The organism is Pseudomonas sp. GCM10022186, from assembly GCF_042656385.1.
In the GTDB taxonomy this organism is placed as follows: Bacteria; Pseudomonadota; Gammaproteobacteria; order Pseudomonadales; family Pseudomonadaceae; genus Metapseudomonas.
Window position 1 is genome coordinate 152551 of sequence record NZ_JBHSOU010000001.1, and the last position, 12023, is coordinate 164573.

Below are 12023 nucleotides of genomic sequence, written 5' to 3' on the forward strand. Positions count from 1 at the left end.
GGAAAGGCTCTGCAGCCCGTCGGCTGCGTTGAGCGAAGCCCGTGGCCCCGTTATAATGGCGCGCTTCCAATTTTCCCGCCTGGGAGCCCCCGCCATGCTGCGCATCAGCCAAGAAGCCCTGACCTTCGACGACGTTCTCCTGATCCCGGGTTATTCCGAGATTCTGCCGAAGGATGTCAGCCTCAAGACCCGCCTGACCCGCGGCATCGAACTGAACATCCCGCTGGTATCCGCAGCGATGGATACCGTGACCGAAGCCCGCCTGGCCATCGCCATGGCCCAGGAAGGCGGCATCGGCATCATCCACAAGAACATGACCATCGAGCAGCAGGCTGCCGAGGTGCGCAAGGTCAAGCGCCATGAGACCGCCATCGTCCGCGATCCGGTGACCGTCACCCCCTCCACCAAGATCATCGAGCTGCTGCAGATCGCCCGCGAGTACGGCTTCTCCGGCTTCCCGGTGGTGGAAGAGGGCGAGCTGGTGGGCATCGTCACCGGCCGCGACCTGCGCTTCCGTCCGAACGTCGGCGACAGCGTCGCCGCGATCATGACGCCCAAGGACAAGCTGATCACCGCCCGCGAAGGCACCCCGCTGGAAGAGATGAAGGCCAAGCTCTACGAAAACCGCATCGAGAAGATGCTGGTGGTCGACGAGAACTTTTACCTGCGCGGCCTGGTGACCTTCCGCGATATCGAGAAGGCCAAGACCTACCCGCTGGCCTCCAAGGATGACCAGGGCCGCCTGCGCGTAGGCGCGGCGGTGGGCACCGGCGCCGACACCGGCGAGCGCGTTGCCGCACTGGTCGCCGCTGGCGTCGACGTGGTGGTGGTGGACACCGCCCACGGTCACTCCAAGGGCGTGATCGAGCGCGTACGCTGGGTCAAGGACAACTTCCCGCACGTGCAGGTGATCGGCGGCAACATCGCCACCGGCGAAGCTGCCAAGGCCCTGGCCGAAGCCGGCGCCGACGCGGTCAAGGTCGGTATCGGCCCGGGCTCCATCTGCACCACCCGTATCGTCGCCGGTGTCGGCGTACCGCAGATCTCCGCCATCGCCAACGTCGCTGCCGCCCTGGCCGGCTCGGGTATCCCGCTGATCGCCGACGGCGGCATCCGCTTCTCCGGCGACCTGTCCAAGGCCATCGTGGCCGGCGCTTCCTGCGTGATGATGGGCTCCATGTTCGCCGGTACCGAAGAGGCTCCGGGCGAGGTCGAGCTGTTCCAGGGCCGTTCCTACAAGGCCTACCGCGGCATGGGTTCGCTGGGCGCCATGTCCCAGTCCCAGGGCTCGTCCGACCGTTACTTCCAGGACTCCTCGGCCGGCGCCGAGAAGCTGGTTCCGGAAGGCATCGAAGGCCGTGTTCCCTACAAGGGCACCCTCACCGCCATCGTCCACCAGCTGATGGGCGGCCTGCGCGCCTCCATGGGCTACACCGGTTGCTCCACCGTCGAAGAAATGCGCACCAAGCCGCAGTTCGTGCGCATCACCGGCGCCGGCATGGCCGAGTCCCACGTCCACGACGTGCAGATCACGAAAGAAGCGCCCAACTACCGGGTCGGTTGATCGGCCTACATACAGGTGCTGGAAGCTGGAAGCTGGAAGCCTGAAGCGATGACTTCAGGCTTTTACTTCCAGCTTCTGGCTTTCCGCTTCAAGCACTTTCCGAAGGAAAGCTCATGGCTCACCAAGATATCCACGCCCACCGCATCCTGATCCTCGACTTCGGCTCCCAGTACACCCAGTTGATCGCCCGCCGCGTGCGCGAGATCGGCGTGTACTGCGAAATCCACCCGTTCGACATGGACAACGAGGCGATCCGCGCCTTCGCCCCGCGCGGCATCATTCTCGCCGGTGGCCCAGAGTCGGTGCACGAGGCCAACAGCCCGCGCGCGCCCCATGCCGTGTTCGAACTCAACGTGCCGTTGCTGGGCATCTGCTACGGCATGCAGACCATGGCCGAGCAACTGGGCGGCCAGGTGCAGGGTTCCGACCTGCGCGAGTTCGGCTACGCCCGCGTCGACGTGGTGGGCAAGGCGCGCCTGCTGGACGGCATCGAAGACCATGTGGACGAAGACGGCGTGCTCGGCCTCGACGTATGGATGAGCCACGGCGACAAGGTCACCGACCTGCCCGCCGGCTTCCATATCCTGGCCAGCACCCCGAGCTGCCCGATCGCCGCCATGGCCGACGATCATCGCGGCTACTACGGCGTGCAGTTCCACCCGGAAGTGACCCACACCAAGCAGGGCGGCCGCATCCTCTCGCGCTTCGTCCTCGAGATCTGCCACTGCGCGGCTCTCTGGACCCCGTCCAACATCGTCGAAGACGCCATCGCCACCGTGCGCGCCCAGGTGGGCTCGTCCAAGGTGTTGCTGGGCTTGTCCGGCGGCGTAGACTCCTCGGTGGTGGCGGCCCTGCTGCACAAGGCCATCGGCGACCAGCTGACCTGCGTCTTCGTCGACAACGGCCTGCTGCGCCTGCACGAGGGCGACCACGTGATGGCCATGTTCGCCGAGAACATGGGCGTGCGCGTGGTCCGCGCCAATGCCGAGGACAAGTTCCTCTCGCGCCTGGCAGGCGTCGCCGATCCGGAAGAGAAGCGCAAGATCATCGGCCGCACCTTCATCGAGGTCTTCGATGAGGAAGCCACCAAGCTGCAGGGCATCCGGTTCCTTGCCCAGGGCACCATCTACCCCGACGTGATCGAGTCGGCCGGCGCCAAGACCGGCAAGGCCCATGTGATCAAGTCCCACCACAATGTCGGCGGCCTGCCGGAAGACATGCAGTTCGAACTGGTGGAACCGCTGCGCGAGCTGTTCAAGGACGAAGTGCGCAAGATCGGCCTGGAACTGGGCCTGCCCTACAGCATGGTCTACCGCCATCCGTTCCCCGGCCCGGGCCTGGGCGTGCGCATCCTTGGCGAAGTGAAGAAGGAATACGCCGACCTGCTGCGTCGCGCCGACCACATCTTCATCGAAGAGCTGCACAAGGCCGAGTGGTACCACAAGACCAGCCAGGCCTTCGTGGTGTTCCAGCCGGTGAAGTCCGTCGGCGTGGTCGGTGACGGCCGTCGCTACGCCTGGGTCGTCGCCCTGCGCGCGGTGGAAACCATCGACTTCATGACCGCCCGCTGGGCGCACCTGCCCTACGAGCTGCTGGAGACCGTCTCCAACCGCATCATCAACGAGATCGAAGGCATCTCCCGCGTCACCTACGACGTATCGAGCAAGCCGCCGGCGACCATCGAGTGGGAATGATGCGCAAGCTTTCGGGCGAGCGTTGAACGACCGGCCAGGCCCTGAAAAGCCTGGCCGGTTTTGTTTTGGGTGCTCCTTGCGGAGCGGACTTTTTGCAGGGGCGAATTCATTCGCCAAGCAGGCCGAAGGCCTGCCCTGCAAGAGCAAAGGGGGCAGCTGTGCTGCCCATGGCGAATGAATTCGCCCCTGCAGACCTATGCATTCGCGTGGGTATCGACCACCAGCGTCAGCCGTGCGATGAAACCCTCGCCATCCGCCCGCATGTCGGCAATCGACTGTTCGCCGTGCTGGCGGCGATAGATGTAGTCCTGCTCCAGGGGCGTCCAGTCCTCGCCCGGATGCAGATAGGGCGGCCGGGCCATGGCGGGGCGGATGACGGCTTCGGGGAAGTACAGCTGGCCGGTGTGGATATCCCGCTCGCCCAGGTGAACCCTGAAGTGGACGTGGTTGGTGCGTCCCGGGTAGTTGCCCGGGAGGATGCTGCGAAATTCCGCGCGCCCCTCGCCGTCGGTGATCTGCACGCCGCGCAGGAAGCGGCTCGCCTGGTTGGTGCCGACGCCCGAGTAGGCGCCCTCGGCATCGCAATGCCAGACCTCCAGGGCGGCATCGTCCAGGGGCCGGCAGCCGTCCAGTTGCAACACCTGGAACTCCAGCCGAAGGGGGATGCCCGGCCGGCCATCGGTGATGTCCTGTCGCAGCAGCGCGTCCTCCAGGTAGAAAGGCCCGGCGGTCTGTTCCGGGCTGAGGCGGCAGGTGCTGGCGGCGGCCTGGCCGAATCGCGGCCAGTGCAACGCAACCAGGCTACCCACACAGAGCTGAATCATCTGGCGGCGGGTGGGATGCATGAAGGCGCTCCTCTGCTGAAAAGCCGTGAGGACTTTCCATCCTACGCCTGGCGGGGGAGGTCGGCTGCGCCCATCGGTCGCGGCCGATGCAGATGCTTTCACTTATCTTTCACAGCCCCCGGGTGTATCTTGTGCGCCCCGTAAGCCGGCCCGACAGAGGCTGGTTCGATTAGCCGATGGGACAGCCCCGTTCTTCCCCAGAGGAGCCTGACCCCATGTCCTTCACTCGCAGACAGATTCTCGGTGGCCTGGTGGGCCTCGGTGTGGTCGGCCTCGGCGCCGGCGGCGCCCGCTACTGGCTCGGCCGCCCCCTGGATGCCAAGAGCCACGACTTTGAGCTGATCGCCGCGCCGCTGGACCTCGAACTGGTCGCCGGCCACAGCACGCCCGCCTGGGCCTATGGCGGCCAGGCACCGGGGGTGGAGTTGCGTTCGCGCCAGGGCGACTGGCTGCGGGTGCGCTTCATCAACAAGCTCGACGAACCCACCACCATCCACTGGCATGGCATCCGCGTGCCGCTGGAAATGGATGGGGTGCCCTACGTCTCGCAGCTGCCGGTACTGCCCGGCGAATATTTCGACTACCGCTTCAGGACCGACGATGCCGGCAGCTTCTGGTACCACCCGCACCTGTCCAGCGCCCACCAGCTGGGACGCGGCCTGGTCGGCCCGCTGATCGTCGAGGAGCGCGAACCCACGGGGTTCCGGCATGAGAAGGTGCTCAGCCTGAAGACCTGGCACGTGGATCAGGACGGTGCCTTTACCGCCTTCAGTGTGCCCCGTGAGGCCGCCCGGGAAGGTACCCGTGGCCGCCTGACCACCATCAACGGCAAACCCCTGCCAACCCTGGAGCTGCCCGCCGGCCAGGTGGTGCGCCTGCGCCTCCTGAACCTGGACAACACCGTTACCTACCGGCTCAACCTGCCGGGGGCCGAGGTGCGCATTTATGCGCTCGACGGTCATCCCATCCAACCCCGCGAGCTGGGCAAGGAATACTGGCTCGGCCCGGGCATGCGCATCGAACTGGCGCTCAAGGTGCCGGCGGCAGGCACCGAGCTGCCGCTGCGCAACGGCCCGCTGCGCCTGGCGACCCTGAAGAGCGTGGCCAGCAGCGACGCCCCCGGCGACTGGCCGGCGCCGCTGCCGGCCAACCCGGTGCCCGAACCCGACCTGGAAAAGGCCCAGGTGCTGCGCTTCAACTTCGAATGGGCGGCCACCCTGGCCAGTGCCGCCGGGCGGCCGAGCAACTATTGGCAGATCAACGGCAAGGCCTGGGACATCAACGACAAGACCTGCGCCGACCGGCCCATCGCCAAGCTGAGGAAGGCCGGCCACTACATCTTCGAGCTGCGTAACATGGCCCAGTACCTACACCCCGTCCACCTGCACGGCATGGCCTTCAAGGTGCTGGATTCGGATCGCAAGAGCATCGTTCCCTACTTCACCGACACCTACCTGCTGGGCAAGAACGAGACCGCGCGCATTGCGCTGGTGGCGGATAACCCGGGGGTCTGGATGTTCCACTGCCACGTCATCGACCACATGGAAACCGGCCTGATGGCCGCCATCGAGGTTGCCTGAGCCGACCATGCGCCAACCCCAGATCATCGACCGCAGCCGCGACGAACACTTCATGCGCGAAGCCCTCGAACTCGCCCGCCAGGGCGCGGAGCTGGGCGAGGTGCCGGTGGGGGCGGTGCTGGTCAAGGACGGCGAAATCGTCGGACGCGGCTTCAACTGCCCCATCTCCGGCCACGATCCCAGCGCCCATGCCGAGATGGTGGCGGTGCGCGATGCCGCCAGCCGGCTGGAGAACTACCGCCTGGTGGGCAGCACCCTCTATGTGACCCTGGAGCCCTGCAGCATGTGCGCGGGGCTCATCGTCCATTCGCGGATCACCCGCGTGGTCTACGGTGCCACCGAGCCCAAGGCCGGCGTGGTGGTCAGCCGGGGACAGTTTTTCAGCCAGGAGTTCCTCAACCACCGGGTGCTGGTGGAGGGCGGGGTGCTGGCGCAGGCGTGCAGCGAACTGCTCTCCGGCTTCTTCCAGGCCCGCCGCGCGGCGCGCAAGGACGCAGATTCGTAGCGCTGATGCCGTGGTTCAACCTTCGAACTCCGCAGTCCCCGTAGGGTGGATGGCGCTCTTCCATCCACCATTCGGCGCTCCGCCTGACACCGTTGGTGGAGCGGAAAAGCGTGGTCCACCCTACGGAGGAGCCGTGCGTAGGGTGGAAATCCGCGTGGCGGATTTCCACCGAAGCTACGGAAGGCAGTGCCCGGGGGAGGGCCTCAGAGCTTCTCGTCCTGCTGCTCGGTGGGCCGGGTCTTGTTCACCCCGGGGAGGTGGGTGGCGTTCTCCGCCAACTGGCTGCCTTCCATCTGCGGCTGGGTCACCCAGGTGAGGATGTCGTAGTAGCGGCGGATGTTCTGCACGAAGTGCACGGTCTCGCCGCCACGGGCGTAGCCGTAGCGGGTCTTGCGGTACCACTGCTTCTGCGACAGGCGCGGCAGCATCTTCTTCACGTCCAGCCACTTGTTCGGGTTCAGGCCCTCGGCCTCGGCCAGCTTGCGCGCATCGCTGAGGTGGGCGATGCCGATGTTGTAGGCCGCCAGGGCGAACCAGGTGCGGTCCGGCTCCTTGAGGTCGTCGGAGAGGCCGTCCTTGATCATGGTGAAGTACTTGCCGCCGCCGTGGATGCTCTGCCTGGCGTTAAGCCGGTTGGACACCCCCATGGCCTTGGCCGTGCCCTCGGTGAGCATCATCAGCCCGCGCACGCCGGTCTTGGAGGTGGCGCTGGGTTGCCAGAGGGATTCCTGGTAGCCGATGGCCGCCAGCAGGCGCCAGTCCACCTCGTTCTTCTGCGAAGCCTGGCGGAAGTGCTGCTCGTACTTGGGCAGGCGCTGCTGCAGGTGCTTGGCGAAGGTGTAGGCGCCGACATAGCCCAGTACGTCGACGTGGCCGTAGTAGCGGTCCTTCAGGCGCTGCAGCGTGCCGTCCTTGCGCGCCTTGTCGAGGAAGGCGTTGACCTCGTCGTACAGGCTGTCGTCCTCCCCCGGCGCCATGGCCCAGGCCAGGCTGGTGGCGTCGCCCAGGTCGAAGGCCACGCGCACGTTGGGGAAGTAGACCTGGTTCATCGCCAGTTCGTTGGAGTCCACCAGGGTCAGGTCGATCTGCCCTTCGTCGACCATGCGCAGCAGGTCGACCATTTCCACTTCGTCGGATTCCTCGTACTTCAGGCCCGGCAGGGTGGCTTTCAGCGCCGCCAGCTGTTCGGCGTGGCTGCTGCCCTTGAGCACCATGATGCGCCGGCCCACCAGGTCCTCGGGACGGGTAGGGCGGCGTTCGCCGTTGCGGTAGATGACCTGGGGGGTGACGTCCAGGTAGGAATGGGAGAAACGCACCTCATCCTTGCGCGCCGGGCTCGCCACCAGGCCGGCGGCGGCCAGCACCGGGCCATTGGCCTGGCCGAGGCGGAAGAAGACGTCGTCCAGCTTGTCGGCGGTCTCGATCTTGAGTTCCACGCCCAGGTCATCGGCGAAGCGCTTGACCAGTTCGTACTCGAAGCCGGTTTCGCCGTTGCGGTCCTCGAAGTAGGTGGCCGGGCTGTTGCGGGTGATCACGCGTAGCACGCCCTCCTCCTGAACGCGCTCGAGGGTGGTGGGCTGCTTGCAGCCGACGAGCATCAGGAAGAATCCGGTAGCCAGGGCCCAGAAAGCCCGACGTGTGCCGAACACGTGTTGATTTAGCATCCACGGAGTATACGCAAAGCCTGGCGGGCGCCATATCTCGACAGTGGGCATCTTCTCTGCTAGCTGCCTGGCGACGCGAGGCGCCTTCAGAGGTGCCGGAAAGCGGCGCTTTGCGCTAGAATGCACGGCCTCCAAGCACACCCCTTCCCCAGAGGCTGTCACGAAGATGTTGATCCTGCGCGGTGCTCCCGCCCTTTCCGCCTTTCGCCACGGCAAACTGCTCGAGCAACTGACCCAGAAGGTCCCCGCCGTCAGCGGACTCTACGCCGAGTTCACCCACTTCGCCGAGGTGACTGGCGTACTCGGCGGGGAGGAAGAGCAAGTCCTGGCCCGCCTGCTCAAGTACGGCCCCAGCGTCCCGGTGCAGGAGCCCAGCGGCCGCCTGTTCCTGGTGGTGCCGCGCTTCGGCACCATCTCGCCCTGGTCGAGCAAGGCCACCGACATCGCCCGCAACTGCGGCCTGGCCAAGATCGAGCGCATCGAGCGCGGTATCGCCTACTACGTGGCCGGCGAGATCGGCGAGGCCGACGCGCAACTGATCGCCAGCGTCCTGCATGACCGCATGACCCAGCTGGTGCTGGCCGGCCAGGAAGAGGCCGCCGGCCTGTTCAGCCATGCCCAGCCCAAGCCGCTGACCGTCGTCGACATCCTCGGTGGCGGCCGCGCCGCGCTGGAGAAGGCCAACGTCGAGCTCGGCCTGGCGCTTGCCGAGGACGAGATCGATTACCTGGTGAAGAGCTTTGTCGAACTGGGCCGCAACCCCCACGACGTCGAGCTGATGATGTTCGCCCAGGCGAACTCCGAGCACTGCCGCCACAAGATCTTCAACGCCAGCTGGGACATCGACGGCCAGGCGCAGGAGAAGAGCCTGTTCGGCATGATCAAGAACACCTACGAGATGCACCGCGAGGGCGTGCTGTCCGCCTACAAGGACAACGCCTCGGTCATCGAGGGCTTCACCGCCGGCCGCTTCTTCCCGGACCCGGCGACCCGCCAGTACGGCGCGACCCAGGAGCCCGTGCACATCCTGATGAAGGTGGAAACCCACAACCACCCGACCGCCATCGCCCCCTTCCCCGGCGCCTCCACCGGTTCCGGCGGCGAGATCCGCGACGAAGGCGCCACCGGCCGCGGTGCCAAGCCCAAGGCGGGCCTGACCGGTTTCACCGTCTCCAACCTGCAGATCCCCGGTTTCGAGCAGCCCTGGGAGAAGCCCTACGGCAAGCCCGAGCGCATCGTCACCCCGCTGGACATCATGATCGAAGGCCCGCTGGGCGGCGCCGCGTTCAACAACGAGTTCGGCCGTCCGGCCCTGACCGGCTACTTCCGTACCTTCGAACAAGCCATCGACACCCCCCACGGCGAAGAAGTACGCGGCTACCACAAGCCGATCATGCTTGCCGGCGGCATGGGCAACATCCGCGCCGAGCACGTGCAGAAGGGCGAGATCTCGGTCGGCGCCAAGCTGATCGTCCTCGGCGGCCCGGCCATGCTCATCGGCCTGGGCGGCGGCGCCGCCTCCTCCATGGCCACCGGTGCCAGCTCCGCCGACCTGGATTTCGCCTCGGTACAGCGCGACAACCCGGAAATGGAGCGCCGTTGCCAGGAAGTGATCGACCGTTGCTGGCAGCTGGGTTCGGAAAACCCCATCAAATTCATCCACGACGTGGGTGCCGGCGGCATCTCCAACGCCCTGCCGGAACTGATCAACGACGGTGGCCGCGGCGGCCGCTTCGAACTGCGCGCCGTGCCCAACGACGAGCCGGGCATGAGCCCGCTGGAAATCTGGTGCAACGAGTCCCAGGAGCGCTATGTGCTCTCCGTGGACGCCGCCGACTTCGAGCGCTTCAAGGCCATCTGCGAGCGTGAGCGCTGCCCGTTCGCCGTGGTCGGCGAGGCCACCCTGGAGCGTCACCTGACGGTGAACGACAGCCACTTCGGCAACAAAGCGGTGGACATGCCGCTCGAGGTCCTGCTCGGCAAGCCGCCGCGCATGCACCGTTCGGTCGCCCGCGAGGCCGAGCTGGGCGATGACTTCGCCGCCGCCGGCCTGGACTTCGACGACGCCGTGGGCCGCGTGCTGCGCCACCCGGCCGTGGCCAGCAAGAGCTTCCTGATCACCATCGGCGACCGCACCATCACCGGCCTGGTGGCCCGCGACCAGATGGTCGGCCCCTGGCAGGTACCGGTGGCCGACTGCGCCGTCACCGCCACCAGCTTCGACGTCTATACCGGCGAAGCCATGGCCATGGGCGAGCGCACCCCGCTGGCCCTGCTGAACGCCCCGGCCTCCGGCCGCATGGCCATCGGCGAGACCATCACCAACCTGGCCGCCTCGAAGATCGAGAAGCTTTCCGATATCAAGCTCTCCGCCAACTGGATGGCCGCCGCCGGCCACCCCGGCGAGGACGCGCGCCTGTACGACACGGTCAAGGCCGTGGGCATGGAGCTGTGCCCGGCGCTGGGCATCACCATCCCGGTGGGCAAGGACTCCATGTCCATGAAGACCCGCTGGCAGGACGAGGGTGTGGACAAGTCCGTCACCTCGCCGCTGTCGCTGATCGTCACCGGCTTCGCCCCGGTGCAGGACGTGCGCCAGACCCTGACCCCGCAGCTGCGCCTGGACAAGGGCGAGACCGACCTGATCCTGGTGGACCTCGGCCGTGGCCAGAACCGCCTGGGCGGCTCCATCCTCGCCCAGGTCTACAGCAAGCTCGGCCAGCAGGTGCCGGACGTCGACGACGCCGAAGACCTCAAGGCCTTCTTCGCCGTGATCCAGGGCCTGAACGCCGACGGCCACCTGCTGGCCTACCACGACCGCTCCGACGGCGGCCTGCTGGCCACCGTGCTGGAAATGGCCTTTGCCGGCCACTGCGGCCTGGACCTCTACCTCGACGCCCTGGCCGACGACCGTGAAGAGCTGGCCGCCGTGCTGTTCAACGAAGAACTGGGCGCGGTGATCCAGGTGCGCCAGGACGCCACCCCGGAAGTGCTGGCGCAGTTCAGCGCCGCCGGCCTCGGCGACTGCGTGGCGGTGATCGGCCAGCCGGTCAACGGTGCCAACGTTGCCATCAGCTTCAACGGCGAAGCCGTGTTCGGCGGCGAACGCCGCCTGCTGCAGCGCCAGTGGGCCGAAACCAGCTACCAGATCCAGCGCCTGCGCGACAACGCCGACTGCGCCGACCAGGAATTCGACGGCCTGCTGGAGGAAGACAACCCCGGCCTGTCGACCAAGCTCGCCTTCGACGTCAACCAGGACATCGCCGCGCCCTACATCAGGAAGGGCGTGCGTCCGCAGGTGGCGATCCTCCGCGAGCAGGGCGTCAACGGCCAGGTGGAAATGGCCGCGGCCTTCGACCGCGCCGGCTTCGCCGCCATCGACGTGCACATGAGCGACATCCTCGCCGGCCGCGTCAGCCTGGAAGACTTCAAGGGCCTGGTGGCCTGCGGCGGCTTCTCCTACGGCGACGTGCTCGGTGCCGGTGAAGGCTGGGCCAAGTCCATCCTCTTCAACACCCGTGCCCGCGACGGCTTCCAGGCCTTCTTCGAGCGCAAGGACAGCTTCGCCCTCGGCGTGTGCAACGGTTGCCAGATGATGTCCAACCTGCACGAGCTGATCCCCGGCACCGAGTTCTGGCCGCACTTCGTGCGCAACCGCTCGGAACAGTTCGAGGCCCGCGTGGCCATGGTCCAGGTGCAGGAATCGTCCTCGATCTTCCTGCGTGGCATGGCCGGTTCGCGCATGCCCATCGCCATCGCCCACGGCGAAGGCCATGCCGAGTTCGAAAGCGAGGAAGCCCTGCTCGAAGCCGACCTGTCTGGCTGCGTGGCCATGCGCTTCGTCGACAACCACGGCAAGGTCACCGAGACCTACCCGGCCAACCCCAACGGCTCGCCCCGTGGCATCACCGGCCTCTCCAGCCGCGACGGTCGCGTGACCATCATGATGCCGCACCCGGAGCGCGTGTTCCGTGCCGTGCAGAACTCCTGGCGCCCGGACGAGTGGCAGGAAGACGCCGGCTGGATGCGCATGTTCCGCAACGCCCGCGTCTGGGTGGATTAAAAGCGGCCGAAGGCCATCTGATGACCCTCTCCCTCTGGGAGAGGGTGCCCGAAGGGCGGGAGAGGGTGCTCCCATCCGACTCCGACTTCCCCAGGCCGAAGGCCATCT

At 66.7% G+C, this 12023-nt stretch carries 7 protein-coding genes; 5 read left to right on the forward strand and 2 right to left on the reverse strand.

Annotated features, from left to right (window positions below):
- Positions 1-94 precede the first annotated feature (94 nt).
- The gene (gene guaB, locus ACFPU0_RS00760) at positions 95-1564 is read left to right on the forward strand and encodes an IMP dehydrogenase (RefSeq protein WP_377690880.1); all 1470 of its coding nucleotides are present in this window, start codon (positions 95-97) and stop codon (positions 1562-1564) included.
- Between the two features lie 113 nt (positions 1565-1677).
- Positions 1678-3258 carry a glutamine-hydrolyzing GMP synthase gene (guaA, locus tag ACFPU0_RS00765; protein WP_377690881.1) on the forward strand — a complete coding sequence of 527 codons (1581 nt, stop codon included), beginning with the start codon at positions 1678-1680 and terminating at the stop codon, positions 3256-3258.
- Positions 3259-3452: 194 nt separating this feature from the next.
- Here the strand turns inward: guaA and ACFPU0_RS00770 are convergent, their stop codons facing one another.
- Positions 3453-4103, reverse strand: coding sequence for an intradiol ring-cleavage dioxygenase (locus ACFPU0_RS00770; RefSeq protein ID WP_377690882.1), 651 nt, complete (start codon positions 4101-4103; stop codon positions 3453-3455).
- Between the two features lie 215 nt (positions 4104-4318).
- On the opposite strand from ACFPU0_RS00770, the gene ACFPU0_RS00775 reads away from it, so the two are divergent.
- Together ACFPU0_RS00775 and tadA are read left to right on the forward strand one after the other, a co-directional pair.
- Positions 4319-5683: a multicopper oxidase family protein gene (locus ACFPU0_RS00775; protein ID WP_377690883.1), complete on the forward strand. Its 1365-nt coding sequence runs from the start codon at positions 4319-4321 to the stop codon at positions 5681-5683.
- 7 nt (positions 5684-5690) lie between these two features.
- Positions 5691-6188: a tRNA adenosine(34) deaminase TadA gene (gene tadA / locus ACFPU0_RS00780; protein WP_377690884.1), complete on the forward strand. Its 498-nt coding sequence runs from the start codon at positions 5691-5693 to the stop codon at positions 6186-6188.
- Between the two features lie 203 nt (positions 6189-6391).
- Here tadA and mltF read toward each other — a convergent pair whose 3' ends face one another.
- The gene (mltF, locus tag ACFPU0_RS00785) at positions 6392-7852 is read right to left on the reverse strand and encodes a membrane-bound lytic murein transglycosylase MltF (RefSeq protein WP_377690885.1); all 1461 of its coding nucleotides are present in this window, start codon (positions 7850-7852) and stop codon (positions 6392-6394) included.
- Positions 7853-8018: 166 nt separating this feature from the next.
- Here mltF and purL point away from each other — a divergent pair, with 166 nt between their 5' ends.
- Positions 8019-11915, forward strand: coding sequence for a phosphoribosylformylglycinamidine synthase (gene purL, locus ACFPU0_RS00790; RefSeq protein WP_377690886.1), 3897 nt, complete (start codon positions 8019-8021; stop codon positions 11913-11915).
- Positions 11916-12023: the final 108 nt, after the last annotated feature.

Excerpts from the sequence above, each read along its gene's own strand:
- purL (WP_377690886.1), top strand. The coding sequence starts at position 8,019 with ATGTTGATCCTGCGCGGTGCTCCCGCCCTTTCCGCCTTTCGCCACGGC.
- tadA (WP_377690884.1), top strand. The coding sequence starts at position 5,691 with ATGCGCCAACCCCAGATCATCGACCGCAGCCGCGACGAACACTTCATG.
- guaA (WP_377690881.1), top strand. The coding sequence starts at position 1,678 with ATGGCTCACCAAGATATCCACGCCCACCGCATCCTGATCCTCGACTTC.
- ACFPU0_RS00770 (WP_377690882.1), bottom strand. The coding sequence starts at position 4,103 with ATGCATCCCACCCGCCGCCAGATGATTCAGCTCTGTGTGGGTAGCCTG.
- guaB (WP_377690880.1), top strand. The coding sequence starts at position 95 with ATGCTGCGCATCAGCCAAGAAGCCCTGACCTTCGACGACGTTCTCCTG.
- ACFPU0_RS00775 (WP_377690883.1), top strand. The coding sequence starts at position 4,319 with ATGTCCTTCACTCGCAGACAGATTCTCGGTGGCCTGGTGGGCCTCGGT.
- mltF (WP_377690885.1), bottom strand. The coding sequence starts at position 7,852 with ATGCTAAATCAACACGTGTTCGGCACACGTCGGGCTTTCTGGGCCCTG.